Annotated in this window: 29 protein-coding genes and 3 pseudogenes; 16 read left to right on the forward strand and 16 right to left on the reverse strand. The window is 58.2% G+C overall.

Features of this window, described 5'->3' with window-relative positions:
- Positions 1-7 precede the first annotated feature (7 nt).
- Positions 8-1024 (reverse strand): stage V sporulation protein AD, encoded by a 1017-nt coding sequence (gene spoVAD / locus ACUM6F_RS04010; RefSeq protein WP_445348448.1) that lies wholly within the window; start codon positions 1022-1024, stop codon positions 8-10.
- A 17-nt stretch (positions 1025-1041) separates the two neighbouring features.
- Positions 1042-1512, reverse strand: coding sequence for a stage V sporulation protein AC (gene spoVAC / locus ACUM6F_RS04015; RefSeq protein ID WP_445348449.1), 471 nt, complete (start codon positions 1510-1512; stop codon positions 1042-1044).
- A 122-nt stretch (positions 1513-1634) separates the two neighbouring features.
- Between spoVAC and ACUM6F_RS04020 the strand changes: the two genes are divergently transcribed.
- The 3 genes from ACUM6F_RS04020 (at position 1635) to ACUM6F_RS04030 (ending at position 4757) form a co-directional block, all read left to right on the forward strand.
- Entirely contained in the window at positions 1635-1832 is a 198-nt protein-coding gene (locus ACUM6F_RS04020; protein WP_445348450.1) for a hypothetical protein, read from the forward strand.
- A gap of 557 nt (positions 1833-2389) precedes the next feature.
- Positions 2390-3130: a universal stress protein gene (locus ACUM6F_RS04025; protein ID WP_445348451.1), complete on the forward strand. Its 741-nt coding sequence runs from the start codon at positions 2390-2392 to the stop codon at positions 3128-3130.
- A 7-nt stretch (positions 3131-3137) separates the two neighbouring features.
- Entirely contained in the window at positions 3138-4757 is a 1620-nt protein-coding gene (locus ACUM6F_RS04030; protein ID WP_425621027.1) for a sodium/solute symporter, read from the forward strand.
- Positions 4758-5040: 283 nt separating this feature from the next.
- On the opposite strand, the gene ACUM6F_RS04035 is transcribed toward ACUM6F_RS04030, so the two are convergent.
- Positions 5041-5244 (reverse strand): MarR family winged helix-turn-helix transcriptional regulator, encoded by a 204-nt coding sequence (locus ACUM6F_RS04035; protein WP_425621028.1) that lies wholly within the window; start codon positions 5242-5244, stop codon positions 5041-5043.
- A gap of 164 nt (positions 5245-5408) precedes the next feature.
- Positions 5409-5648: a hypothetical protein gene (locus tag ACUM6F_RS04040; RefSeq protein ID WP_445348452.1), complete on the reverse strand. Its 240-nt coding sequence runs from the start codon at positions 5646-5648 to the stop codon at positions 5409-5411.
- A gap of 14 nt (positions 5649-5662) precedes the next feature.
- On the opposite strand from ACUM6F_RS04040, the gene ACUM6F_RS04045 reads away from it, so the two are divergent.
- Both ACUM6F_RS04045 and ACUM6F_RS04050 read left to right on the forward strand, forming a co-directional pair.
- Entirely contained in the window at positions 5663-6199 is a 537-nt protein-coding gene (locus ACUM6F_RS04045) for a glycosyltransferase (protein ID WP_445348536.1), read from the forward strand.
- Complete coding sequence (locus ACUM6F_RS04050; protein ID WP_445348453.1) at positions 6118-6480, forward strand: glycosyltransferase; 363 nt, start codon at positions 6118-6120, stop codon at positions 6478-6480. Before ACUM6F_RS04045 ends, ACUM6F_RS04050 begins: the two co-directional genes overlap by 82 nt.
- On the opposite strand, the pseudogene ACUM6F_RS12670 reads toward ACUM6F_RS04050, so the two are convergent.
- From ACUM6F_RS12670 to ACUM6F_RS04060, 3 genes and pseudogenes are all read right to left on the reverse strand, one after another.
- Positions 6480-6539 (reverse strand): annotated as a pseudogene (locus ACUM6F_RS12670) (hypothetical protein); the annotation flags it as partial. The gene ACUM6F_RS04050 and the pseudogene ACUM6F_RS12670 overlap by 1 nt on opposite strands.
- A 34-nt stretch (positions 6540-6573) precedes the next feature.
- Positions 6574-6753, reverse strand: a pseudogene (locus ACUM6F_RS04055) (stage V sporulation protein AD); the annotation flags it as partial.
- A 103-nt stretch (positions 6754-6856) separates the two neighbouring features.
- Positions 6857-7108 carry a SpoVA/SpoVAEb family sporulation membrane protein gene (locus ACUM6F_RS04060; protein ID WP_445348454.1) on the reverse strand — a complete coding sequence of 84 codons (252 nt, stop codon included), beginning with the start codon at positions 7106-7108 and terminating at the stop codon, positions 6857-6859.
- Between the two features lie 346 nt (positions 7109-7454).
- On the opposite strand from ACUM6F_RS04060, the gene ACUM6F_RS04065 reads away from it, so the two are divergent.
- Together ACUM6F_RS04065 and ACUM6F_RS04070 are read left to right on the forward strand one after the other, a co-directional pair.
- Positions 7455-8549: an efflux RND transporter periplasmic adaptor subunit gene (locus ACUM6F_RS04065; RefSeq protein ID WP_445348455.1), complete on the forward strand. Its 1095-nt coding sequence runs from the start codon at positions 7455-7457 to the stop codon at positions 8547-8549.
- Positions 8546-11644 (forward strand): efflux RND transporter permease subunit, encoded by a 3099-nt coding sequence (locus ACUM6F_RS04070; protein ID WP_445348456.1) that lies wholly within the window; start codon positions 8546-8548, stop codon positions 11642-11644. The genes ACUM6F_RS04065 and ACUM6F_RS04070 overlap by 4 nt, the downstream gene beginning before the upstream one ends.
- A 15-nt stretch (positions 11645-11659) precedes the next feature.
- On the opposite strand, the gene ACUM6F_RS04075 is transcribed toward ACUM6F_RS04070, so the two are convergent.
- The 6 genes and pseudogenes from ACUM6F_RS04075 to ACUM6F_RS04100 form a co-directional block, all read right to left on the reverse strand.
- Complete coding sequence (locus ACUM6F_RS04075; protein WP_445348457.1) at positions 11660-11986, reverse strand: hypothetical protein; 327 nt, start codon at positions 11984-11986, stop codon at positions 11660-11662.
- Positions 11987-12222: 236 nt separating this feature from the next.
- Positions 12223-12525, reverse strand: coding sequence for a methyl-accepting chemotaxis protein (locus tag ACUM6F_RS04080; RefSeq protein WP_445348458.1), 303 nt, complete (start codon positions 12523-12525; stop codon positions 12223-12225).
- Between the two features lie 75 nt (positions 12526-12600).
- On the reverse strand, positions 12601-12870 hold the full coding sequence (locus ACUM6F_RS04085; protein ID WP_445348459.1) for a hypothetical protein: 270 nt from the start codon (positions 12868-12870) through the stop codon (positions 12601-12603).
- Between the two features lie 13 nt (positions 12871-12883).
- A complete protein-coding gene (locus ACUM6F_RS04090) occupies positions 12884-13579 on the reverse strand; it encodes a methyl-accepting chemotaxis protein (protein ID WP_445348537.1) in 696 nt (231 codons plus the stop codon).
- Positions 13574-14314 (reverse strand): annotated as a pseudogene (locus ACUM6F_RS04095) (HAMP domain-containing protein); the annotation flags it as partial. The gene ACUM6F_RS04090 and the pseudogene ACUM6F_RS04095, both read right to left, overlap by 6 nt.
- Before the next feature lie 52 nt (positions 14315-14366).
- Entirely contained in the window at positions 14367-14777 is a 411-nt protein-coding gene (locus tag ACUM6F_RS04100) for a chemotaxis protein CheW (protein ID WP_445348460.1), read from the reverse strand.
- A 609-nt stretch (positions 14778-15386) separates the two neighbouring features.
- Here ACUM6F_RS04100 and ACUM6F_RS04105 point away from each other — a divergent pair.
- The 4 genes from ACUM6F_RS04105 (at position 15387) to ACUM6F_RS04120 (ending at position 17182) form a co-directional block, all read left to right on the forward strand.
- A complete protein-coding gene (locus tag ACUM6F_RS04105; RefSeq protein ID WP_445348461.1) occupies positions 15387-15527 on the forward strand; it encodes a hypothetical protein in 141 nt (46 codons plus the stop codon).
- Between the two features lie 25 nt (positions 15528-15552).
- Entirely contained in the window at positions 15553-16503 is a 951-nt protein-coding gene (locus ACUM6F_RS04110; protein WP_445348462.1) for a sigma-54-dependent transcriptional regulator, read from the forward strand.
- A complete protein-coding gene (locus tag ACUM6F_RS04115) occupies positions 16500-16796 on the forward strand; it encodes a helix-turn-helix domain-containing protein (protein WP_479684211.1) in 297 nt (98 codons plus the stop codon). The genes ACUM6F_RS04110 and ACUM6F_RS04115 overlap by 4 nt, the downstream gene beginning before the upstream one ends.
- 176 nt (positions 16797-16972) lie before the next feature.
- On the forward strand, positions 16973-17182 hold the full coding sequence (locus ACUM6F_RS04120; protein WP_425621036.1) for a DUF1657 domain-containing protein: 210 nt from the start codon (positions 16973-16975) through the stop codon (positions 17180-17182).
- 92 nt (positions 17183-17274) lie between these two features.
- Here the strand turns inward: ACUM6F_RS04120 and ACUM6F_RS04125 are convergent, their stop codons facing one another.
- Positions 17275-17700 (reverse strand): MarR family winged helix-turn-helix transcriptional regulator, encoded by a 426-nt coding sequence (locus tag ACUM6F_RS04125; RefSeq protein WP_425621037.1) that lies wholly within the window; start codon positions 17698-17700, stop codon positions 17275-17277.
- 296 nt (positions 17701-17996) lie between these two features.
- Here ACUM6F_RS04125 and ACUM6F_RS04130 point away from each other — a divergent pair, with 296 nt between their 5' ends.
- From ACUM6F_RS04130 to ACUM6F_RS04150, 5 genes are all read left to right on the forward strand, one after another.
- Complete coding sequence (locus ACUM6F_RS04130; protein WP_445348463.1) at positions 17997-18236, forward strand: hypothetical protein; 240 nt, start codon at positions 17997-17999, stop codon at positions 18234-18236.
- Positions 18237-18465: 229 nt separating this feature from the next.
- Positions 18466-19347: a metal ABC transporter substrate-binding protein gene (locus tag ACUM6F_RS04135; protein ID WP_445348464.1), complete on the forward strand. Its 882-nt coding sequence runs from the start codon at positions 18466-18468 to the stop codon at positions 19345-19347.
- A gap of 27 nt (positions 19348-19374) precedes the next feature.
- On the forward strand, positions 19375-19971 hold the full coding sequence (locus tag ACUM6F_RS04140) for a class I SAM-dependent methyltransferase (protein WP_445348465.1): 597 nt from the start codon (positions 19375-19377) through the stop codon (positions 19969-19971).
- A gap of 217 nt (positions 19972-20188) precedes the next feature.
- Complete coding sequence (locus ACUM6F_RS04145; RefSeq protein ID WP_445348466.1) at positions 20189-20962, forward strand: metal ABC transporter ATP-binding protein; 774 nt, start codon at positions 20189-20191, stop codon at positions 20960-20962.
- Positions 20959-21792 (forward strand): metal ABC transporter permease, encoded by an 834-nt coding sequence (locus ACUM6F_RS04150; protein WP_445348467.1) that lies wholly within the window; start codon positions 20959-20961, stop codon positions 21790-21792. The genes ACUM6F_RS04145 and ACUM6F_RS04150 overlap by 4 nt, the downstream gene beginning before the upstream one ends.
- A 602-nt stretch (positions 21793-22394) precedes the next feature.
- Here ACUM6F_RS04150 and ACUM6F_RS04155 read toward each other — a convergent pair.
- Both ACUM6F_RS04155 and asnB read right to left on the reverse strand, forming a co-directional pair.
- Positions 22395-23543 (reverse strand): PRK06851 family protein, encoded by a 1149-nt coding sequence (locus ACUM6F_RS04155; protein WP_445348468.1) that lies wholly within the window; start codon positions 23541-23543, stop codon positions 22395-22397.
- Between the two features lie 244 nt (positions 23544-23787).
- The gene (gene asnB / locus ACUM6F_RS04160) at positions 23788-25638 is read right to left on the reverse strand and encodes an asparagine synthase (glutamine-hydrolyzing) (RefSeq protein WP_445348469.1); all 1851 of its coding nucleotides are present in this window, start codon (positions 25636-25638) and stop codon (positions 23788-23790) included.
- Positions 25639-25907 lie beyond the last annotated feature (269 nt).

The raw sequence follows: 25907 nt of genomic DNA on the forward strand, positions 1-25907 counted from the left end.
CCTCCAGTCAGATCATTTCGATGCAGACGGCGTGTGCGATCCCCGGTATCCCGTTGCCCTGGTAACACGAGACCGGACTGTGCAGCGCCCCGGTGGCCACAAGGAGAATGCGCTTCAGTTCGCCTTCCATCATCTTTTTATAAAGGTACCCGTAGGTCACCACGGCTGACGAGGCGCAGCCGCTGCCCCCGGCGTGGACGTCCTGCGTCCCGGTGTCGTAGAGGATCAGCCCGCAGTCCTTGTAGTTCTTTGTCAGGTCGAAGCCCCCGTTGGACTCGGCCATCTTGACGGTGAGCTGGTAACCGAACTTCCCCAGGTCGCCGGTAACGATCAGATCGAAGTAATCCGGTCCGTGGCCCGTATCGGCGAAGTGGCGTACAATAGTGTCGGCGGCGGCCGGGGCCATGGCCGCGCCCAGGTTGAGGGGGTCCTTGATGCCCAGGTCGTGGACCTTGCCCACGGTAAAGCGGGTGATCCTGGGGCCTTCTCCGTCAGGCGTCACCAGGGCGGCGCCGGCTCCGGTCACCGTCCACTGCACCTGCGGCTTGCGGTGGAAACCGTATTCGGTGGGATAGCGGTACTGCCTTTCGGCCGAGGCGTTGTGGCTGCTCGTGGCTGCGAGGACATAGGAGGCGAAGCCCCCGTCCACCAGCATTGTGGCGAGGCAAAGGCCCTCTGCCGACGTGGAGCAGGCGCCGTAGATCCCGAGGTAGGGGATACGCAGTTCCAGGGCCGAAAACCCGGAGGAAATGGTCTGGTTCAGCAAGTCTCCGGCAAGGAAAAAATCCACATCCTGCGGCGTAACGTTGGCCTTGTTCAGGCAGGTGAAACAGGCGTTCAGCAGCATTTCCTTCTCGGCGGCCTCGAAGCTGCGTTCTCCGGCTGTCAAATCGGTATAGATATGGTCGAAATAGTCCTTCAGGGGGCCCTGGCCCTCAAAGGGTCCAACCACCGTGCCCGTGCTGATGAGCACCGGAGGATTGTCAGGTTGATAAGTCTGCTTGCCAATCTTCTTGGTGCTCAATTCGTTACACCCCCACTCTAAAAGACAAATAATGCGTAGATTAGCCCTACGAAAAAGGCGGTTACCACGCCGAACGTAATCACCGACCCGGCCAGCATGAACATCTTGCTGCCGACGCCGAAGACCAGCCCCTCTTTTTTGAACTCCAGGGCCGAGGCCGTGACGGAGTTGGCGAAGCCGGTTACCGGCACGGCCAGGCCAGCGCCCGCGTAACGGGCGATCTTGTCGAAAACCCCCAGGCCGGTAAGCAGCGCCCCGATAAAAATCATCGTGGCGACTGCCGGGTTACCGGCATCCTTATCCGACATATTCAGCGTGATTTTGTATATGTCGGTGAAGAACTGCCCGATGACGGCGACCAAACCGCCGAACAGGTAGGCCAGGGCGGCGTTACGCAGGTAAGGAGGCCTCGGGACCAGGTCGCGGACCATCTCCGTATAGCGCTTCTGATCGACCGTCAAGGGTTTTTTCTTGGGATCGCGTGCCATCTTCTTTCGCCTCCCGTCCGAGCTTTGGCTTTATTGCGTTTGCGCCTTAGTCTATCTTTCCTCAAGAGGCACGTTTATACCCGCGGTTGATTCCACGGCCCGGCGCCTTGCCTGTCCCGGAGATGCCCAGGATGGCCGAAAGGGCCTCCTGTGCCGCTGTTCTCCAGGCTTTTGCGGAGAGCGCTGAATCCCATATCCCGCAAGGTGACCCGTCACAGGCGGTATTCAACCCGTTTAGTAAGACGATAAACAGGTTGGTGTTTTGGCGTGCGGAAGGTTCGGCGGACCTATACCGGGGCGGCAGCGGCGGCGCGAAGTGAAGGTCTTGAACGTGCGCGACGAGAGGCTGAAGGATTATCGCTGTAAGGCCGATGACGGCTATAAAGCAAATGCTTTCTCATATTTCTATGTTTTGAGAACCAGCACCCAAATATGTTCAGCAACCTTTATTAAGCCAGCACTTCCAGGCAGACCTTTTTAATCCGGCAGAAAACCTTTTTCCAGGCAATCGACCTGGTGGACGGAGGGAGCCAAAATCATATGATAAAAAGATAAATGTTTAGAAATTGCCTGCCACCACGAGGTATAGGAATAGCACAGAAAAACTTAATTGTACAAATTTTCAGAATAAACGGTTAATTTTCTACCCCTAAAGGCACGGGCACGCCGGATTATGACCGTTCAGATAACTGAATTCCTTGCCCATTTCCCGCTGGCCCCAAAAATTCGGCACTTGGGGCTATAACTCTTTTCAGGTTTTTTACTTTTAGTGTAACCTAACCATAGCCTTCTAGTGGGCCGGGTGTGCTTCTATCTAGCTAGACAGAGATCCCGGTGTCTGGCGAAAATACTTTTTACATAAAAGGAGTGAGGATGGTTGGAGAAGGTTTTGGTAGCCGTTGATGGTTACGAGGCCTCGTTGGGGGCTGTTAAGAAGGCTGTCGAACTGGCTAGCCGGTACGGTGCCGAGGTGATCGCCGTACAGGTAGAGGAAGAGATACCGTTGCTGCCTGCAGAAAAAGAAACCGAACTGGCAGCCAGGATGAAGGAACAGCACTTCTTTGCTAAGCCGCTCGAACTGGCAGCCGCCTACGGGCAAAAGTATGGTCTTACCGTACGCCAAATAAAGGCGCAAGGGGTGATTTCCGCCACCATTCTCAAGATCGCTAACGATCTGCAAGTTGATCTTGTGGTGATCGGTGATTCCGGACGCAAGGGTCTGGGAAAGATGCATTTCGGCAGCGTTTCGGAAAGCATCTCGCGGTCTTCCGCTATTCCGGTTCTGATAGTTAAGAAGGGAAGCGTCGATCTTAGCGGCCTGGATTCTTTAATGAGTGGGGTGGGGGCTGGCGCCGCTACGGAAGCCACTCCTAAAACGGCAGCCCCACCAGCCGCCCTGGAGCCCAGTGCGCTGGGGCAACGGTTCCGCTTTTCCTTTGGTTTGCTTGGCGTGTTCGCGCTGATCTATTTCATCGTGGCTCTCCTGACTTCGGCGCAGTTTAAGGAGCTGGCCCAGCTACAGACCATCGGCCTGCCGCTCGGCATCTGGCTGGGCCTGGCGGTTTTCGTCGGAGGCCTCGTTATCACAAGGATATATCTTGCGAAAGGATGGGAGTAAGCAGGGTATGGACAATCCAGTTGCTTTTACCGTAGTGGTCTTGAGTATGGTACTTACCTTTTTCGTGAGCTGGTACAGTCGGCGGTGGACCCGCACCACGGTTGAATTCTATGTTGCCGGCGGGCAAATCCCCTGGCGGGTCAATGCAGCGGCTATGTTCGGTGACTACTGCAGCGCGGCCAGTTTTCTCGGCGTGGCGGGAGCAATCGCCCTCGGAGGAATTGACAGCTGGTGGCTCGCGGTCGGTTTTTTTGCTGCCTGGGTCGTGGTGGTGCTGGTTTTGGCCGGACCTCTCAAGAATGCCGGTCGGTTTACTGTAGGAGACGTGCTTGCTGCGCGTTTTGAAGGAAGCGCGGTGCGCATTATGGCCATGCTCGGTACCGTCGTTCTCTGTACCCTCTACCTGGTCCCCCAGATGGTTGGGGCTGGCCACCTGTTCCAGTTATTGCTGGGCTGGGATTACGTTACCACCGTTTTAGTCACCGGCTCGCTAATGGCTGCTTACGTCATTCTGGGCGGGATGCGGGGAACGACATATAACCAGGCCATCCAGGGGCTGATGCTCGGCGGAGCGATGCTGCTCATCTTCGTGCTGGTGACCAGTATGTATTTTGGAGCCAATCCGGTAAAGATTTTCACCGTCGGCCGCGAGGCCATCCCCCCGTCGGTGGCTGTGGAAGTAGCTCCCCAGGTGCTTCAGGCCTACCCGCCGGAGACGAAAATGACCGACCATATGGGTGCCGTCGCGATGGCGCGAAGCCTGATGCCCGACGCATCGTCCGCAATTACGCCGGGCGTAGGCTTAAAGGATGTGTGGAACCAGATGAGTCTGGTGCTGGGGCTGTTCTTTGGGGTAGTGGGTTTGCCGCACATCCTGATCCGCTTCTACACCGTGCGGGATGCGCGGGCTGCCGTAAAAAGTGCGGAAGCCACGATTGCCGGGCTGGCCGTGTTCTACATCACGGTGATGCTGGTTGGGTTGGCAGCGATGGCCGTGCTCTATCCGGTCCTGATGGAACTGCTAGCCGCCGGCAAGAAAGGCGCGGCCACGAACCTTGCCGTACCGCTGCTCGGTAAAATGTTGGGCGGAGAGGTGCTCCTGGGCATCATCATCGCCGGTGCGCTGGCGGCCATGCTGAGCACGGCGTCAGGTCTGCTGATCTCGGCCACGACTAGCCTAGCCCACGACCTGTATGCCGGTGTTATCCGGCCGCAAAGCAGCGATCGCGAGCGGCTTATTTTCGCCAAGGCCTGTGCTGGATTGCTGGCGCTCATCGCTATAGTTCTGGCCTTCTATCTTAAGAACCAGAATGTGGCTGTACTTGTCGGAATGGCTTTCGGCATCGCCGCCAGCACTTTCGCCCCTGTGCTCGTGGCGGCCGTCTGGTGGAAACGGCTGACCGAGGAAGGAGTTATCGCCGGTTTCAGCGTGGGCCTGGTCGTATCGCTCCTGTATACCTTCGCCAACTACTTTGCAGTGCCGTCTTTACTCGGCCTGCCGGTTCTCATCAACCCCGCGCTTTACAGCCTGCCGGCGGCCGTCGTAGCGATGGTCGTGGTCAGCTACTTAACCGGGAATACCGGAAAAGCCGAAGAATTTATGGCCACCGTCCACCGCGGCGGGTAAATCGCACCCACCTGTAATATCCGGTACAGTAGAGAAACATCGTCGCCAATCGATTCGATAACACACGGTACGCTCAGCCCCTTGATCGCTCCGGTCAGGGGGCTTTATTATTCGCTGGACATGTCTGCCGGGCCGGTGGGTATGGCTGGGGCCGGGGATGAGATTAGCGAAGCGATGGATCTGTCAACCGGATGCAGAAACAGCTAAAAGCACTTATCAGTAATATCAGGCATTGCCCGGTTATTGAGGATGGGCGAGATGCTTACCTTCGCGGTAGGGAAGTCTAGGGTTTAGTCGGCTGGTCCTTGAAAATCCTTTGGGCCAGCTCTTTTTGGGCGATCCCGTCCTCCTCCCCCAAACGGGTCAACAACGCCCACTGCTCGGGAGTGATGTTGTAAGGTTTCAGGGCCTGCAGCAGTTGGTTTTTCGCTCTTGTATGGGTTCTGCTCAGAAGAAATCCGATCGAATCTTCTAAAACGTACTTCATGCGAACTCCTCTTCGGTCCAGGGCCGATAAATTTGTCGTGGCAATTATATCCCTGCCGTACGCCGCGCGTCAATTGTGAGCACGGGGGGAACCAACGTATTCCCGCTTTGTAAAGTATTTTTTACAGGATTTTAGCCCAAACTTAGCGCCATACTTACGGAAGCCTAACGGCAGGTTAATATCCCCTCCCTAACATAGGTCTTAAGAGAGTTGGGCCGGAGGGGATGATCCACACGCGTGTCGCCCTCTTTACCGATACCTACCCACCGCGACTGAACGGCGTCGCCCGGACGATGGCCAAACTGTCGTCCTATCTTGCCGCGCAGTCTGAACACATGGTTTTCGCCCCGGCGCTCCGCTGCCCGTCGGGAGACCGTCCGAACGTGCACCGGGTCCTTCAGCACGCGCTTCTTCCTCTATCCCGAATGCCGGCTGGCCCTTGCCGGGCTACCGCGGTATCAAAAAGATCCTCGACGGGTTCCGCCCCGACCTGGTCCACATCGCCACCCCTTTCGGTTTGGGGCTTTGCGGGCTGCGTTACGCCAGGGCCGGAAAACTCCCGGCGGTGACGTCCTGCCACACCAACTTCGACGTCTACCTGCGTTATTACCGGCTGGCGGCGCTGCATCAACCCCTGTGGAAATTCCTGACCTGGTTTCACCGGCAGTACGACCTCACTTTGTGCCTCTCGCAGGCCACCAGGGACAAACTGGCCGCCCGGGGCATTAAGAACCTCCGGTTCTGGGTGCGGGGCGTGGATAGCGACTTGTTCACCCCGCAAAACAGGTCGGACATCATCGCCCGGGATTACGGCGTCGCTGGAAAGATGGTCCTCCTTTACGTGGGCCGGGTGGCCGCGGAAAAAACCTGGATGTGTTGCTCGAGGCCTTCGACCTCCTCGACGCCGACTACCCCGGCGGGCTGCACCTTTTTATCGTCGGTGACGGGCCGATGATGCAGCGGGTGAGGGCGTGGGCGCGTCCTGGCATTACCTGCACCGGTTACCTGACGGGACAACCGCTTCGCGCGATGTACGCCTCCAGCGACATCTTCGTTTTCCCCTCGATGTCGGAGACGTTCGGGAACGTGGTCCTGGAGGCCATGGCCTCGGGGCTGCCCGTCGTCGCCCCCTTCTCCGAAGGCCTCAAAGATAACCTGATCAACGGCGTGAACAGCCTGGTGTGCGCCCCGCACGACCCGGTGGGGTTTGCCGCCGACGTGGAGCAGGCGCCGTAGATCCCGAGGTAAGGGATGCGCAGTTCCAGGGCCGAAAAACCGTGAGGTAATTGTTTGATTCAGCAAGTCTCTGGCCAGGAAAAAGTCGACCTCCTGTGGGGTTACGTTGACTTTGTTCAGGCAGGTGAAGCAGGCGTTCAGCATCATTTCTTTCTCGGCGGCTTCAAAACTGCGCTCTCCGGCCGTCAGATCGGTATAAATATGGTCGAAGTAGTCTTTTAAAGGGCCTCGGCCTTCAAAGGGTCCGACCACCGTCCCCGTGCTGATGATCACTGGAGGATTGTCCGGCTTGTAAGTCTGTTTTCCGATTTTCTTAGCGCCCAATTCCTCACCCTTTGTCCGGAACAGCGCTGAACACCGGGTAGATCTAGTAGATCTAGAAGACAAATAACGCGTAGATCAGCCCTACGAGGAATGCCGTCGCCACGCCGAACGTAATCACCGAGCCCGCCAGCATGAACATCTTACTGCCCACGCCGAAGATCAGGCCTTCTCTTTTGAACTCCAGGGCCGAGGCCACGACGGAGTTGGCAAAGCCGGTTACCGGCACGGCCAAGCCGGCCCCTGCGTAACGGATGATCTTGTTGAAAAGCCCTAGGCCGGTAAGCAGCGCCCCGATGAAGATCATGGTGGCACGGTCATTAGGTTTGGTGAGTGGGCGTTAGATTATCCCTAGAGGGTTTTCCGATTTTTTATATCAGCCAATTTAAGTATTGAGTTTTGGAATTATTTTCAGTAGAATCACAACGTGCAACTTGGCCCTGGCAAACGGCAGCCGGCGATGACGCCGCAGGATCGGTCTTCAGGCGTTCTCTTGACAGGCTGCGTTTGATAATTGGGGACATGGATGTTGCCCTTTTTGTTTTTTTGAAACCTGGGGAAAGGCTGACAGGTATTAACATACTAAGGCCCTCATAAGGTTGATCGTGTGCTTGAACGTTTTCCCAAAAGAAAAAGGCGAAAGGAATGTTCGGATGGTTAGAAGTAAAAAGGTACGGCTCCTGCTGGTGCTGGTGGCTGTCGTCGCGGCCGTCGGCCTGGTCGCGGCTGCCGGCGGTCAAAAGAAACGCGGAGACACCAGCGCGGAAACGGCGGAGCCCAAGCTGGTGGAAACGATAACGGTGACTCCTGGAAAGGCGGGCCGCCATTCGGAATTTTCCGGGGTGCTGCAGGCCGGCGAGGAATCGATGGTGTCTTTTGAGGTGGCCGGCCGCATCCTAGAAATGCGCGTCAGCGAAGGGGACGAGGTTAAAGAGGGCGAGGTCCTGGCCCGGGTGGACGCCGCCGAGTACAACCTCCAGATGACGCAGGCGAAGGCGGGGCTTGACAAGGCCCAGGTTAATTACTGGCAGGCCAAGGAAGATTACGCCCGCATGGAACAGCTCCACGCTGCGGGGGCCATCTCGCAACTTGACTTCGAGAACGCTAAAAACCGCCTTTCCGTGGCGGAAGCGGATCTTTTCCAGGCCCAGCAGAGCTTGGCCCTGCTGCAGGACAAGGCGCTTTTGAAATCGCCGGTCAGCGGCACGATCTTGAATAAGCTTTCGGCTGTAGGGCAGCTCGTCAGTCCCGGTGTCCCGGTCTATCGTATCGGCCGGCTCGACCCCTTGAAGGTCGTCCTGCCGGTCCCCGATAAAGATGTTGCCGCCTGGCGGGCGGGGGATGAAGTCATCCTCTCTCTTTACGGCCGGACCCGCAAGGGCAAAGTGGCGCGCGTTTTCCCGTCAACCAACCAGGGTACGGGCACGGTGGGGGTCGAGGTCAGCGTGCCCAACACGGAACAAGACTGGCTCCCGGGGCAGGTGGTTAACGCGACCCGCGCCGCTGCAATGAAGAAAGGCTTGTTCGTGCCGGTAGGCGCCGTGATCAACCGCGGCGAGGAGAAACCTTATGTCTTTCTGGCTGCTGCGGGGAAAGCGGTAAAAACCCCGGTTACCATCGGCGAGCTGTACGGCGACCGGCTGGAGATCCTCTCCGGCTTGAAGCCGGGCGATCAGGTGATTGTCAAGGGCGCAGACCTGCTCTTTGACGGCGATCCCATCGAGCAGCCGGGAGGTACCGGTAAGTGATCGAATTCCTGCTGCGCAAGCGCAAAATAACCATCCTTTTTTTCGTCATGGTCATCGCCGTCGGGTTGCTGACCGTTTTCCAGCTCCCCCGCCAGGAGCAGCCCGACGTGATTATCAGCGTCGCGACCGTTACCACTGTTTATCCCGGGGCCTCGCCGGAGAAGGTCGAGCAGACCGTTACCAAAAAGCTCGAACAGAAGATCAAGGAACTCCAGGGCGTTAAGACCATCAGCTCCTATTCGGGTTCCGGCTATTCCTCGATCGTGATCTGGCTGAAGGACGGCGTAGACCCCAAGGAGAAGTGGGACGAGCTGCGCAAGAAGGTCAAGGACGCCGAAGCTGACCTTCCCGAGGGGGCCGAGAAACCCGCCATCAACGACGACCTGGCCCGCGCCGCCTTTTACACCGTCAATATCACGGCCCAAACCCGCGAGCAGCTCTACAGCCTGCGGGATACCCTGGAGATCTGGCGGGATCAGATCCGTACCATACCTGCCGTGGCCGACGTGGTCGTGGAAGGGCTGCCCGACGAGGAGATCCGGGTGGAAATTGACCCGAGGAAGCTCCAGCATTACGGTATCACGTGGATGCAGGTGATGGGGGCCGTCAAGGCGGAAAACGAGCGGGTGCCCATCGGCAACATAGACGTCGCCGGGCGGACCTACCAGTTGGTTCTACCCGAAAGCTACCGGTGGGAAGACCTCAACAAGGTGATCGTTTCCCGCACGCCCGAAGGTTTTCCCGTCTACCTCAAAGACGTCGGCCGGGCTTACCGTACGGACAAGGACACGGAAGTATATGTCTATCACAACGGAAAGCCCGCCGTTATTCTCGGCATCAACGTCGAAAAGGGCACCGACGTTCCCTCGCTGCAGCGATGCGTCGATGCGACGATTCAGGATTTGAAGAAATCCCTGCCCCCGGGGGTAGAGGTAGAACCCGTCTTCTCTCAAAGCAAGAACGTTAATGAAATGTTCGGGGACCTCATCCGGGAGATCATTATCGCCGTCGCGGCCGTGATCCTGGTTTGCAGCCTGGGGCTGAACTTCGTCACGGCGCTGATGGTAGCCGTCGCCATTCCCATCTCGATGGCGGTGGGGCTGGTTTTCCTCCCGTCGCTCGGCGTAACCATGAACATGATCACGATCTACGCCCTGATCGTGGTCCTCGGGGTCCTGGTGGACGACGCCGTGGTCGTCAACGACAACATCGAGCGCCGGCTCTTCGTGCTGGGTGAATCTCCATACGAGGCTTCGGTTAACGGTCCGCGCGAGGTGGCCGCCTCCATCCTGACGGCGACCCTGGCCACCATCTTCTCCTTTGGCCCATTGATGTTCCTGGGGGGCATTTCCGGCGAGTTCATCCGCCCGATCCCCATCGTCGTCAGCCTTACGATGCTGGCCTCGATGGTCATGGCCCTGACCATCATCCCCATCTTCAGGAACTGGTACGAGTCCCGGCACCTGCGCAACGGGAACCATGAAGAAAAGCCGGCCGGGCTCCTGGGCCGGCAGCTTGTCCGCCTCACCGGGTGGTACGCAGGGCGGCTGATGCCGCTGATCCTCAGACGGCCGTTGCGTACCGGCGCAATCGGGGTGCTGGTCGCAACCCTGGCCTACGGGTTGATTCCCTTAACGCCTGTTGAACTCTTCCCGGCGGCGGACCGTGAAGAAATACCGATTGATATTCGCCTTCCGAAGGGCAGTAATGTTGAGCAGACAAACGCCGTCGTGCGGGAAATCCAGCAATGGGTCGCAGAACAGCCCGGAGTCGACGAGGTTGCGGCCAGTGCCGGAGCAAGGGCTTACATGTGGTTCGGTGGCGGAACGGCGCTCGATGAGGTGGCCGAGGAAAACGCGCTGGTGATGGCCAAGGTCGACCCTGACAAGGTGGATACGGCGGCGCTTGTTGATTCCTGGCGCAAGGAACTCGGCCGGAAGTACCCGGGCGTGACCGTTTACCCGTTTGAACTGGAGACGGGACCTCCCGTCGGAGACCCGATCGAAATCCACCTTTACGGTGACGACATCGCGGAACTGCGGATGCTCACCCAGCAGGTGAAAGACAGGATTTCGAAGGTGCCCGGCGCCTACAACATCACGGACAACTTCGGCCTGGACAACAACACGCTGGAGTTCCAGGTCAACAAGGCCATGATGGAGCAGAAGATGGTGACCTACGCCGACCTCTCGCGCACCCTGCGCCTGGCCAGCGAAGGGATCACCGTCAGCCAGTTCGACGACGGCAAGGACCTGATCAACATCAACCTGTACGCCGAGGGGTCGGCACGCGACCCCCTGGCTGTTTTTCAGCGCCTGACCGTTCCCAACGCCGTCGGGCAGCAGATTCCGCTGGCGGAGATCGCCGAAATCAAGCCTTCCTTCGGTATCCAGACCATTCCCCACCGCAATCTGGCGCGGGCGGTTACCATTAAAGGCGACGTCCGGGGCCGGACGGCCACCGAGGTCAATAAGGACATCCTTCTTATCTTGGAGAAAATGCAGCTCCCCGAGGGGTACCGCTGGGAAGTGGGCGGGGAGTTTACCGAACAGACGGACATCTTCATCGACATGGGCAAACTTTCGATCGTCGTCTTTTTCCTGATTTTCATCCAGATCGCCATCCAGTTCTATTCCTTAAGCCTGCCCATGCTGGTGATGAGCACGGTGTACTTGGCGGTGGCGGGGAGCCTGATCGGCCTGTTCGTCACCCAGACCCCGTTGGGCTTTATGACCATGATGGGCGTTATTTCCCTGTCGGGGATCGTCGTGCGTAACGGGATCGTGCTAATCGACTTTATCGAAAAGGCACGCGCGGCGGGCGCCGGGCTTAAAGAGGCGGTCATCAAGGCCGGCGAAGCGCGCCTGCGCCCGATTCTCCTGACATCTATGACGGCCGTGGCCGGCCTGACGCCGCTGGCCCTTTCCGGGAATCCCCTGTTTACCCCGCTGGCGGTGACGATCATCTCCGGCCTGCTTTTTTCAACGATGCTTACGCTGATCGTCGTTCCTTCGCTTTACACCGTACTGGCGACCTTTAAAGAGAAAAGACGGGCCGGAGAAGCACGGGAGCGGGCCCCGGCCCTCGGCCGGTAGCTCGGCGGCCGGCGCTTATGCCCGTCCCCCGTTCCTGGCCCGGCTTGCAGCGAGTTCGGCTATGGCCTTCTTCAGGGAAATGAAGCCTTTGAGGAGCTCAAGCGATGTTTCGGCCAGCTCGGCCGCCGTCTCGGCTTTCGCCTGGCGAACCAGATCGGCCGCCATGTTGTGCAGGGCTTTGTGCGGCATATCGAGCTGCCTGAAGGCGGGCAGGTGGCCGTAGGCGGCTTTCGCTGAAGTACCAGCGTCCGAAGGCGCAATCGGTGTGGCTGGTGACCGTACCGCCAGTTCCCGTTCTAAGAAAGCGGCGTGGTCCGCCAGCCTGGCCCCCAGTAGCCGCAACGGTGTTGATTCGCCCGCCGCCTTAATCGTATCAAGAAGCTCCTTCCCGACTGCCTCCTGCAGGTGACTGGCATTGGCGCGGCACCAAGACCCGAAGGTAGGATGGCGGCCAGTCTTTGCCCCGACTTTGCCAGCAGCGTAGTGGCTGACGCCTGAATCTCCACCGCTTTTGGTGATTTCGTTACTGGCCGCGGCTGCTTGGTTTATCTGTTCGAGGTTTTTGCGCAGGGAAACGGCTAGGTGCTTGGTCTTGCCGTTGTAATGCTTAAAAATGCCAGCGATGCTTTCGGCATCTTTTCCGGTCCGTTTGGCCCAGCCTGGCCAGCCGGCCCATCTCGCCGGCTAGCCATCCGTACCGTGCCGACCGCTTCCTTGGTTTGGCCGGCCAGTTTGCGCACCTTGTCCACGACTACGGCGAAGCCTCGCCCTTGTTCGCTGGCCCGTGCGGCTTCAATAGCGGCATTCAGCGCCAGCAGGTTGGTTTGGTCGGCGACCTTTCCGACCTGCTCGCCGATTTCGTGCACCTGCCTCAATCGCATGCTGGCTTCCTCCAGGTGTGTGGCGGCGGCCTGGATGCCAGCGCTGCCCTTCGGTGAGCAAGGTTTCCATTTCCGCTAGCCCGGTCTTGTTGTTTTCTCCGCTCTCGGCGAGCTAGACCAGTGTCGCCAGGCTTCCTCGATGGATGCGTTGATCTCTTCGGCCGAACCGGCCAGTTCCTGGACCGCGGACGCCATGTGCTCGGCCTCCAGGGCCGCTTCGCCGGCTTTATACCGCGCCCACTCCGCGGTGTGGGCTATTACGAACCGGCCGACGGCCAGGCGGAAAAGCGCGTTCTCGATGTTGTCCGTGTGGTGCAGTTCTCTTTGGAATCTCTGACCAAACACTTTTGACAACATCCTAAACTTTAAAGCTGGCCACAGATCCCGAGAGTTTTTCGCCCATTTTGGAGAGCTCGCCGGCGGCGGCCGCAACTTCCTGAATGCTGGACGAGGTCTGCTCGGTCGCGGCAGCAAGTTGCTGGGTTCTTTCATTGATTTCCTGGAGCGCTCTGCCCGCCGTATTTGCCACCTGGACGCCGCTTTGCACCTCCGTGATTCCCTTGTCCATTGCGCTGACAGCCTGGCTGACGCCGTGTTGAACCCTGGTAATCAATCCGGCGATTTCCTTGGCGGCGTTCGCCGACTGCTCAGCCAGCTTGCGGACCTCCTCCGCCACGACGGCGAACCCGCGCCCCTGCACGCCCGCCCTGGCCGCCTCAATAGCGGCATTAAGCGCCAGTAGGTTGGTCTGGTCGGCGATGCCGGTGATGACATTAATGATGTCGCCGATCTGTTTGGAAATGGTGCCCAATTCCTGGACGGCGGCGTTGACTTGCTGGGTTACCGTGGCGATGCTGTTGATCTTGGCCACCGTGTTCGCTACGGTTTCGTTCCCTTTTACAGCTAAATCTGACACCTCGGAGGTGGTGCCGGCGACATCCTCGATGGTGGCGCTGATCTCTTCGGTTGACGCGGCCAGTTCTTCGCTGTGTGCGGCCAGCGACTGGGAGATCCCCGTAATGTTGGCGATGAGGCCCTTAAGCTGTTCTCGCATCTGATTAAGAGCCTGGGCCAACTGGCCTATCTCATCTTTAGCCTTAATGTTGATTGCTTGGGTGAAGTCGCCGTCTGCCACGCGCCTGACGCCGTCCATCATCACCTTGACCGGCCCCGTGATGGAACGCGTGACGAAGACGGCGATGACTAGACCTACAAAAATTGCAACCCCGCTTGCCGTGAGTGCTGTAGCACGGCTTTTGCCCGCAGAATTCACCATACTGGTAATGACGCCGTCTGTTTTCTGCCGGTTTTCCTGAACCAGTTCAAACATAACGGTATTGACATTAGTGTCGTAATTGTTGTACTGTCGGGCAATGGCAATGGCTTCCGCGGTCTTGCCCTGTTTTGCGAGAGGAATGGCCTGGCCGGAAATATACTGGTCAAACTCGGATACATTTTGAAGCACTTCCTCAAGCTTGGGCTTCGCCTCGGCGCTACAGTTATTAAGGCGTTGCTGCAACAACGACTTCGTCGTTTCAATGTTCTTCGCGTACTCGTTAGCGTATTTGGCGTCTCCGTAGAGCAGGTACGCCTTGATATCCCTGGAGGCTTCCTTAAAAGCGTCAGCAATCTGGTACTCCAGATTCAGATGCTGTATACGCGTGTTAACATCATCCGCGTGGAAGATTACCGCATTCATTACTAGGGCGGATTCGACTACGACCACCGACAAAAGCAGCAGCAGGATCAAAAACCCGCCGCATATCTTCATACCCACCGATAACTTCACTTCAAGTGCCTCCTCAACGGGTAGATTTCGGGTAGATTTAACGTTGCAATCTCTACGCAATGTGTTCCAGGTTAAGTATCAGCCACAGCGACTGTTCTTTCTTGACGATGCCCCGCACGACGCCGTTACCTGCTCCCAGCGTATCGACTGCTTCCATTTCTTCGTCTGAGTACGTGTTCACTTCCAGCACGCGGTCCACGATCAGCCCGAAAACCCTGTCTGTGGAGCTGACCAGGATGATCCTGGTGTTTTGGTCGACGGGGGCTTTGGCTAGGCCGAGACGGCTGCGGAGGTTAATCACGGGCACCACCACCCCGCGCAGATTGATCGCGCCTTCAAAATGCGCCGGCATTTCAGGCATCGATGTGATTTCGGTGATCCTCAGAATCTCGTGCACGCTGGAGATCTCGACCCCGTAACGGTTGCCGGCCAATTCAAAGACTACAACCTGTTCGTCAGGCAAACGTTTCACCTCTCTCGGACAAAGAATGCTTACTATAACAATTATTTCGGTTTGTAACAGAAGAACTTAAGCAGAACGCTTCTAAAAAGAATGTCGACTAATGTCGAAAACTATGGAATCTCCGGAAATAGAATATTTGTTGTTGTAAGTTGACCCCGTTGGTTGAAGACCTAATTTCCCAATAACCATTAATCAATTTATAGAGGAGGTTATAGTGTACACAACCGTTAACCCCAAATGCGTACTTTGTACTGATCGGTGCATATTTGGCGCCTGGATCAATCTTCGAACTGCACGGTCAAAAAAGCGAAAACCTAACGTTTACCGCTTGCGCTGATCCCAGAGCCGTCTTCTTCTGAAGCAAAGGCTTGTTTGCACAAACTTGATGAACAAACGTACCATTATATGGGTCTATAGTATTCGCGGATGGTTTAATTTTAACGTCAGTTGGCGACAAAACCGAGCTTTTCTAGCGTAAGCCATTTATTTGCCGTTCATGTAACTTGCCGGCAAGGTTTATCTCTTTAGACTAAAATGCAAAAATGTCCTGTGTATCGGGAAACAAGAGAACTAGATGGGGGCGATGGCTAACGGTGAGAGGAGAAACTGATGAACATCCTTCTTGTGGATAACTACGACGGAAGTCGCACCGCCCTGGCCAAGTCTTTAAGGGAGCTCAACCACAACGTTGTGGAATGCAGCAACGCTGCCGCAGTATTAAAAGCATCGCCGCCGGCGTGTTCCATCTAGTTCTTGTTGACGCCGATCTGCCGGGATGTCCGGGATTGAACTGTTGCGCCGGATTCGGGGATCGCCGGCGTATCAAAACATCGAGGTTATTCTCCTTACCGGTGACCGTGCGGCGTACAAGTCCGTGGAAATCCTGGAGGCCGGCGCCTACGGCTGCCTGCGCAAGCCGGTCGGCGTCCAGGAAGCGCAAAAGGCCGTCGAGCTTGTCGTTAAATACCCTGGCTTGAGGCAGGAAAGCGGGTTGACTCGCGCAGAGTGTGCGGGAAGGGTCGAAAATGCGGGTTGTAGAACGATCGGCGGCGGAAAGATTTGCATGTTTTCCGGGGCGATGCAAAAGGTCGTGGAACAGGCTCGGCAACTCCACGCCGACCGTACGATACCGGTATTGATCGAGGGCGAAACGGGGACGGGCAAGGATGTCGTCGCCCGGTACATCCATTGCGGTGAAGACAACGTCATCGCTCCTTTTATCGAACTCAACTGCGCGGTGATCGCTCCCGAAAGCTTCGAGGCCGACCTGTTCGGCTACGCCCCCGGAGCCTGCAACGGGGCCCTGCCCAAGGGGAAAAAGGGAAGACTGGACCTTGCCCAGAGCGGCACGCTTTTCTTGGACCATGTCGGGGAACTGCACCCCGCGGTCCAGCCGAAGCTGCTGAGAATGATCGAGGATAAGGCGTTCTACCGGGTGGGCGGTCTGAAAAAAGTCAAGGTGGACTTGCGCATCGTCTCGACGAGCAACGCCGATCTGGCCGGACGGGTCGAGCTGGGGTTTTTTCGCCTCGACCTCTACTACCGCCTGAACGCCGCCCGCATCCACCTGCCGCCTTTGCGCGAGCGCAGCGAGGAAATCCTGCCCTTCGCCAGGATGTTTCTGGCCGAATTTCGCGCACGAGAAAAGAAAACGCTTTACCTAATAAGGCGGGATGCCCGGGACTTATTCTGTCGTACCACTGGCCCGGCAATGTCAGACAGCTGAAGAACGTTATCGCGCTGGTTGTGGCGATGTGGGACGATTACGAGCTGAAGGCGTCGCATCTGGGCATGCTACAGAAAGCCGGTAACCCGGCCGAAACCGGCGAATGCCCGGAGTCCTGCATACTGAACTACACCGGCTTTTCTCTTCCTCCGGACGGCCTGCCTCTTAAGGAATACAACGACCGCATTATTCTGAAAGCCTTGGAGATGCATAAGGGCAACAAGACCAAAACGGCGAAGTACCTGGGCATCTCGCGCCGGTTCCTGGAATGCCGTCTCAAGCATCTGATGTAGAACTTCAAGGAGCAAGTGATGCGGTTCGCTGCCGCCGCATGCCGCCATTTCCCGTACATTCTTGCTTTTCCAGGTCTGGCATTATTTTGCGGGTATCGCCGCCGCCGGGGCGTATAAAACTAGGCTCGGAGGTTATAGAGCACTGTCAGCACTATTATCAGAAAGGAGAAACGCAAGTGACTATAGGAAGCAAAATGCACCAGACCCTGGCCAGCCTGGAGTCCGCCAAGGCCAGCATGGCCTCCTTCGCCCTGGACACGCAGGACAAAACCGCGAAGCAAATGTTTGCCGACCTCGAACAGCAACTGGGGTCGATCATCGACAGCTTCAAGGGCAGGGTCAACTACATCGAGCAGCAGGAGCCGCAGTACAAGGTGAAGCAGTAAAAAACCGCCAATCGCGGTTGGAAGCCCCGGCTCAAAGACCGGGGTTTTGTATTCTAAACAACATTAAATTGACGAAAGCGCCAGGTAAAAATCTATTTGAGGTTGTGAAAAATCCTGTTGAGCATCTTCTTCAACTGCTGTACTTCAGCATCCGAAAAGCCCTGCAAAGCCTTCTCCAGCACGCCCGTAGCTTTAGAGATTAATTCGTTCCTCAAACTGCGCCCTTTTTCAGTCAAGAAAACCAAAGATACCCTTCCGTCAACGGGGTCCGGCTGCCGGGCAATCAGCTTCTTCTTTTCCATTTTTTCGAGGATCCGGGCGGTGGTCGGCTGGTCCTTGAAGATCCTGTTGGCCAGCTCCTTTTGCGAAATCCCGTCCTCCTCCCACAAGCGGGTCAGCAACCCCCACTGCTCGGGAGTGATGTTGTAAGGCTTGAGTGCTTGGAGCAGTTCGTTCTTTGCTCTCGTGTGCGTTCTGCTTAAAAGAAAACCGATGGAATCCTCCAAAACGTACTTCATAAGAACCCCTTGTCATTCGGCGCCGATAAATTTGTCACGACAATTATATTCTTGCCCCACGGCGCATGTCAATCCTTAGTAACGTATCCCCATCGAAGATACATCACAATGTAAAATAAATCTTTACAGGATCTTAGCCCAAACTTAGTGCCATATTTACGGAAGCCCAACAGCAGGTCAATATTCCCTCTCTAACATGGGCCTTAACATACGCTTCGCCGTTTCTTAATAATCTTTTGCTACGCTTGTTCTAACCATAAGGGCAGAGGTTTACATTTCCGAGAGGGGTCTTAATCATGTTCAATTCCCTGTCTATCCGCTACCGCTTTATTATCCCGGTGGCCTTGATCGTTATCCTCAGCATAACGGTTTCGGCCTTGTGGACGACGCGGCAGGTGCGGGTAGGGGCTTACCGGGCGGCGGCGGAGAAAACCAAAAACGACCTCAAGACCGCGGAGACCTTGCTGGATAAATGGCCTGGCGCAACTGCCCTCCGACCCGCAGTCCCCGGCGCGGAAGTCAGGGTTTCGGCGTGAAAGCCCCCGCGGGAAGATAACCCTCTCTTGCCGAATCAGGGTTTACAAACTGCCGGGGCAGGGTTTATAATGACCATAAAGCGGCAGCCGAAGCTGCCTAACCCCTCTTGGGTGATTTGTGTTCGTAGCGCGTACCACGGAGGTACAAGCCCGGCTAAGGGCTGCCGACGTGGTTTTTTTTGTTTGGCCGGGCCGGTACTTGATTTTATATGCAAGGAGGAATATCGCAGTGACGACCAGGACCTTTCGGCTCATTTTCTTGCTTTTCTTGGTGGCGGCTCTGGCGGCCGCGGTTGTCGGCTGCTCCTCCCCGGACGGGGGGAAGGACAAGCCGGTCGCGGATGTTGCGCCCGCGCCCAAGCTCCAGGTGGTGACCACGACGACCCTGATCGAGGACATCGTTAAGTCGGTGGGCGGGGAGAGGGTCCAGGTGACCAACATCATTCCGCCCGGTTCCTGCCCGGGGCACTTCGACGTCAAGCCGGGTGACCTCAAATGCCTGGCGGAGGCCAAGCTCTTCCTGATGCACGGCTGGCAGGGCAAGAAGTTCTCCGAGGAACTCATAAAGTCGGCTGCCAACCCGGGGCTGCAAAAGGTTGTCCTGGACCTGGAGGGCAACTGGATGGCTCCTCCCGTCCAAGTTCAGGCCATCGACGCCGTGACGGACGCGCTGGCCGCGGCCGACCCGGATAACGCCGCCTCCTACCGTGAGGCGGCCGCCGCGCGCAAGAAGAGGGTTGAGGAAACCGGCCGGGAGTTAAAGGCCCGGCTTGAGCAGGCCAGGGCAGGCGAGGTCAAGGTGCTCTGCGCCGACATGCAGGCGGGTTTCGTGAAGTGGATGGGCTTTCCGGTCGTTGCGGTGTACGGACGCCCGGAGGACACCACGCCCAAACAACTGGAGGAACTCCTCAACCGTGCCAGGAGCGAGGGCGTGAAGCTGGTCATTGACAACCTTCAGAGCGGACACGAGGCCGGCGTCGGCATCGCCAAGGAACTGGGCGCCAAACACGTTACTCTCTCCAACTTCCCGGGCGGTCTGCCGAACACGGCCTCCTGGGAGGAAGCTATCAGGCACAACGTCGCCCTGGTGTTGAAAGCCGTCGAGGGTTAAGACAATTTCAACGGAGGTTCGCCGGAAATGCTGCGGGATTACTTTAACCGCCTTGCTCCACAATGGGACGGCCTGGCGGCGGACGACCAGACGTCCCTGTTGCGGGAGATCGTCGCCGGAAGCGGGTTGCGGGAAGGAATGCGTGTTCTGGACGTCGGCTGCGGCACCGGCGTCCTGACCCTGCTTTTACTCGCAGCCGTGGGGAAACAGGGGAGCGTGGTCGGCGCCGATTTTGCGCCGGCCATGCTGGAACAGGCGCGCACCAAAAGGTTTGGCCCCAACGCCGTCTTCATCGAGGCCGACGTAATGAGCCTGCCCTTCGCCGGCGGATACTTCGATGCCGTTTTCTGCAACAACGCCCTGCCGCATTTTCCCGACATCCCCGGCGCCTTGCGGGAAATGCATAGGGTCTTGGCCGAGGGAGGATGCCTGACCGTCTGCCATACGAAGAGCCGGGATGAAGTCAACCGTATGCACCGCCAGATCGGCGGGCCGGTGGCCGATCACCTTTTGCCTCCGGCCGCCGAACTGGCCGAGATTTTAGTCCGGGCCGGCTTTACGGGAGTCAGCGTTACCGACGGGGCGGACCGGTTTGTGGCGACCGGCGTCCGCCCCGGGACGTAACTTGTATCAAGGTGCTGGTAAATTCTTGTTTTGTGGTTTCTCCCGTCCCTCTCTTTCCCTATACAATTCCTTCCCCAAGGGAGAAGGCAGCCTCATCCGGCTGCCTTCTCCCTTGGATAAGTTGAGGGTTTACAGAGAGGCACAGGTTGGACGGAAACCGGGATCAGACGAAGGACCTAGTACCGAAAGCTTCGTACGGCGAAAGGGATGGGCATATATGAGGGAAACAGCGATCGGTTTGCGTAATGTTGCTGTAGCCTACCGGGACGACGTGGCTTTACGCGGCGTCACCATGGACGTATATGCCGGTGAGTTTGTCGGCATCGCCGGTCCCAACGGTGCCGGCAAGACCACGCTGTTGACGGTGGTCAACGGTCTCGGCCGTTTGCTGCGCGGCGAGGCTGTTGTACTGGGGGAACGCCTGGCCGCCGGGCGGCGGGGCCGGGAATTCCGCACCGACCGCCGGGCTACCGCGCTGCGGCGCCTGATCGGTTACGTGCCGCAGAATGTCCCCGTCGACCCGCGCGTGCCGGTGCGCGTACGGGAAGCGGTGATGATGGGCCGCGCCGGGCGGCTGGGCTTGTTCCGCCGCCCCGGCCCCGCCGACTGGCGGCTGGTGGACGAATACCTGGAACTGGTGGGCCTGTCGCACCTGGCCGATCGCCCCTTCGGGCATCTTTCGGGGGGAGAACAGCAGCGCGTGGCCATCGCGCGGGCTCTAGCCCAGGAGCCGCGTATACTCCTCCTGGACGAGCCCACCGTGTCGCTCGATTGGCGTTCGCAGCGGCAGGTCTTGTCCCTGATCAGGCGGGTCCATCTGGAACGCAAGCTGACGACATTGATGGTTAGCCACGATCCCCGGGAGACTTTTGATATGTGCGACCGCGTAGCGCTTTTATGCCGCGGCCGCCTGGCGGCGTTCGGGCCTCCGCGGGAGGCGCTGTCCGATGCCCGCCTGCGTGCCGTCTTCGGCGGAGGTTGTTCGGCGTGAGCGCCTTCGGTTACGACTTCATGCAGTACGCCCTTCTGGCGGGGCTCCTCGGTGGCGTTGCCTGTTCCCTGGTGGGGGTCTTGGTGGTCAGCATGCACCTTTCTTTTATCGGGGTGTGCCTTTCGCATGCCGCTTTTGCCGGGGCTGTCATCGCCGTTTTCGCCGGTCTTAACCCGCTCGGAGGGGCCCTCGTCTTCAGCCTGTCCGCCGCCGCCGCCATCGGCCCTCTGGCCGACCGCGGCGAGTTCAACCCGGACACGTCCCTTGGTATCGTCTTCACCTTGATGATGGGGACGGCTTTTCTGTTTATGGGCCTGATGGCGGGGCCCAAGACCGAAGTCTTGGGCATAATGTGGGGCAGCATCCTCATGATCAGGCTACCCGACCTGCTTATCCTGGCGGCCAGTGCTCTGCTGGCCACGGGCGTGGTGGTTGTCTTCTTCAAGGAAATCCAGGCGCTGCTCTTCAACCGGGAAATCGCGGCGGCTGTGGGTTTGCCGGCCACCTGGGTGTTTTACGGGTTGTTGTTTCTTACCGGGTTGACGGTGGCGGCCAGCCTCTACCCGATAGGCGGGCTCCTCGTGTACAGCCTCATTCTTAACCCAGCGGCGGCGGCCTACCAGTTGACCTACGATTTGCGCCGGGTGTTCGTTCTTGCCGCCGTTTTCGGCGTCCTCTCCTGTTGGACGGGCCTGGTTACCGCCTATTACGCCGATTGGCCGTGCGGTGCCACCATCGTCATTGTATCCACCCTTATCTTTCTGCTGGCCAACTGGTTGTCTCCGAAAAAGAAGGTCAAACGTTTCAACGAGGCGCAAGCGGGAAGCTGAAAACGCCGCCCCAATCGCGTGCAGGTCGGCGGAAGGCTTTTTGAAAGGAGAGACATGTTATGACCCCTAAAGACCCGGAAATCAGAGACGACTGTTGCTTGAGCCCGACGCGCCGGTCGCGCCTCTTTATGAAGTCCTGTTTCAGTGCGCAGAAAGCTTTAAAAAGTATTGTGTGCTTGTCTCTGCGATGGAAATCGGGTTGTTCGAGCGGCTCCGTACGCCCCGGACGTTAGACAACCTTTGTCACGTGCTTGCTTTATCTGGTAAACTGATTAGAATGGTTAACTTGTCCCTGAGTGACAGATAACTGTCAGCTTGACAAGCCTACGGGGTACCATTCTTCTTTAAACAGTGGGGAGGGGTTTGTAGGACCCATGGAAGGGTACTCGACGGTGAAACTTGGAGTTAGCTTCCAGGTGCGGTTTCTACTGAAGCCTTCAAAACGCCATGAGCGCTTAAATGCTTACTTACATCGGAGCTGGACCGCTTACCGGTCTTCGAGACAGCTCACAGGTAAGGTAAGTAAAGTAAAGCCCTTGGACTTGCCTTTTGGCATGACCAAGGGCTTATTAGTTTAAATAGTGTGGTGGCTTTCACCGGTTTCACCCTGCGCTGACGCGGGGCAGCTTGCCAACCTGGATTTCCTCCGCCCACTTGAGGATGCGCTGCAGGGTTTCTTCGCGTTTCCTGCCGATGGCCTCGAAGTCCATCGCCGGAACGTAGAAGCTCTCCAGGTAGTCATGCGTCAGCTTGGCGTCGGCGATGTTACGGATCGCCCGGTTCAGCGAGGTCCGGAAGCGCTGCTGGGCTTCCATCATCGCCGGGATGAAGGGATCGAGGGCCCGGCGGTCGATATACTGGTAGAGGTCCAGTACCGTGATGTTGACGCCCTCCAGCCCCGAGGCGTCGAAGCCGATCTCCTCGGAGTATTTGAGGAAGGCCGCTTCCAGGGCCGGGACGACCAGCAGTTCGATCTCTTCGGGCTCCAGGGCGCAGTGGTAGATCTCGGTATCCAGTCCGCGCATCTCGGCGGCGTCGGCGAGGCGGGCCAGCACCTTCGCCCGTCCCGTGCCGGGCATGCCCTTGAGGATGTAGATGCTCCTGAGCCCTGCCAGGAGAGTCTCCATGTAGTGGACGACCCCCTGGGGAGAGATGGCGGAGGCAAAGAGACGGCGGATCTTGGGGAAGTAACGGTACTGCGGGGGAACGCTGTCAAGGACATCCCTGATCAGCTCTTGCGTCAGTCGGTTTAACTGCGTTTTGTTGGTGGCCTCGTCGACGTAGTCCCTCATTTCGTCGCGCGCCACCTTGGCCTCGGCCAGGTGGCTGTAAGCGGTGCGGAAGAACCGCCCCACCTTGGCGGCGGCCCGGAGAATGTCGTCCTTAGCGGCCCGCATTTTGGCCTCGTCCCAGTAGTCACCGAGGTGGATGATCTCGTCCACCGCCCCCGGGTGTTTCGGATCGACGATGTGCGGAGCTGTTCCGTCGATCAGAGCCACGCCGATGGCCGGTATCTTGACGCCGTCCAGCGAGCCGTTGTCGGACGAACAGCAGTGAAATTCTACGTCGAACCCGCGCCTTTGCATCTCCTCGCCGATGGCCCGCATGAAGGTGGATTTGCCTACGCCGGGACCTCCTTTGATGACGAGGATTCTCGTTGCGTCCGGCTTGATGATGTAGTCGTAATAGGAATGAAATCCTTTGCAGGTATTGCCTCCCGGAAAAACTTTCTTTGACCTTCCTTTGACCACAGATCACGCCTCCCCCAAAAACATTGATGGAGCGCTGTGACATTGGCTCGTGCAGTACAGCGCTTTGCTATTTGTAAGTCGACAGCTTCCGGCATCACTACATGCTATGTCGAGGGGCGGCTGCGGTGACTGGGGGAGGTAGTTGTAACTTCTGCCAAAACGAAGGTCTTAGGCATTGGGTATTGGTATTGGATTGTTGTGGGAATGCCTGAACGGGAATGCTTTTAAGTCCGACACCTAACACCTAAAGCCTAATACCCACTTTATAGTGCCGGAGCCACAGGTCTACCTGCGCGAGGTAGGCGAAGAGCTGAGCCGCGCCCATCAGTTGGCCGAACCAGGCTGGGTTGAAGGATCCGCCGCCGGACTCGGCGACCCTGCGCACGGCCGGGACGTTGAGCAGAGGAAGCAGCGGGGATGCCGGATCGTCGAGAATACTGAGCAGCCAGTCGCGCGTCGCCGCCAGGTAAGCGGGGTTGTGCGTCTTGGGGTAGGGGCTCTTGCGGCGCTCGAGGACGTCGTCGGGCAGCACGCCTTTCAGGGCCAGGCGGAGGATGCCCTTTTCCCGGTTGCAGTGGCTTTTCATGCGCCAGGGGATGTTCCACACGTACTGCACCAGGCGGTGGTCGCAGAATGGTACGCGGACCTCGAAACCGACGGCCATGCTCATCCTGTCCTTTCGGTCGAGGAGGGTGGGCATGAACCTGCGGATGTTAAGGTAGGACATCTCCCGCATCCGCGCCTCGAAAGGGTCCTCGCCTTTCAGCCGGGGCACCTCGGCGACGGCCTCGCGGTACCTCGCGGCGATATATTCCTCGGGACGAATGGCCTTGATCACTTCCGGCGCAAGCAGGGCCGCCTTCTCCCGGGTCATGCGTATCCAGGGGAAGGTATCCCCTTCCAGGGCCTCCTTGCTGTAGAACCACGGGTAACCGCCGAACACCTCGTCGGCGGATTCCCCGGAAACGCCGACGGTGGCTTCCTTTTTTACCTCGCGGCAGAACAGCAGCAGGGACGAATCTATATCGGCCATGCCCGGGAGATCGTTGGCGAGAACGGTTGTCTTCAGGGTTTCCAAGAGTTCCGGCGTGTCGACCGTGACGTAATGGTGGACCGTGCCGGCGGCTTCGGAAACACGCCTTACCCACGGGGCGTCGGAGTCGGGCTGGAACCGGTTGGGCCGGAAGTGACGGTCGTTCCCCGCGTAATCGACCGAGAAGGTGTGCAGCGGCCCCATTCTTTCCCTGCGGTAGGCGGCGGCGGCAAAGGCCGTGATGGCGCTGGAGTCGAGCCCCCCGGACAGGAACGTGCAGACAGGGACGTCGGACACCAGCTGGCGCTGGACGGTGTCCTCCAGCAGTTTCCGGATCGTGGCCGCGGTCGTTTCTAGGTCGTCGGTGTGGGGCCGGCTTTCCAGTGACCAATACTCGTAAATGTGGAGGCCGCTCCGGTTGAAGATCAGAGAGTGAGCGGGCTTGAGCTCGGCGATGTCCTTGAAGACACCCTGCCCGGGGGTGCGTGCCGGGCCGATGAAAAAGAGCTCGGCCAGCCCCGCGGCGTCGACCTCCGCCCGGATTTCTGGATGGACGAGGATGGCTTTCGGTTCGGAAGCGAAGATAAAGGTCTCTTCCCGTACGGTATAGAAAAGCGGTTTGACTCCCAGGCGGTCGCGGGCCAGGAAGAGGGTTTGCTCCGTCTCGTCCCAGACGCCGAACGCGAAGATGCCGTTAAGGCGCTCGACGCAGGCCGGCCCCCACTCGATGAAGGACATCAGCAGGGCTTCGGTGTCCGAGTTGCGGGTGAGGAAGACGTGCCCGCGCGCCTCCAGTTTGCAGCGCAGTTCGGGGGTATTGTACAGCTCGCCGTTGTAAACGATGGTATAGCTGCGCCCGTCCCGCTCGCGCGTCATCGGCTGGGCCCCGCCCACCGGGTCGACGACGATCAGGCGGCGGTGACCCAGCGCCGCGTGCCGCGATATCCAGGTGCCGGAGGCATCCGGCCCTCGGGCCGCGAGGGTTCCGGTCATGCTGTCAAGTACCGGCCCTTCCCGGGTCAGATCCCTGTTCCAGTCAATCCAGCCGACGATTCCGCACATTGTCGATCCCCTCCGAGAAACGTTTTAAAAGCTGTGTTTGAGGCCGGCCTGAGGCCGGGCAAAGTAAAAGGGCGTCGTAAGCATGCCGCTTCCAGCGCCCTTGCTGAAAGACCATCGGATTAACAGTGACCGCCGTTGTCACGCTTCATCTTATGACGGCCGGGAGGCGGATGTTGCCATTTTCTTCGGGGTTGCGAGGTGTTATTAATTTCCTGAAATCCAGCAAATTTGTAGTTGACAAGTAAGGACGGCGTAATATAATAAGGGCA

The sequence above is a fragment of the Desulforudis sp. DRI-14 genome (assembly GCF_052618305.1).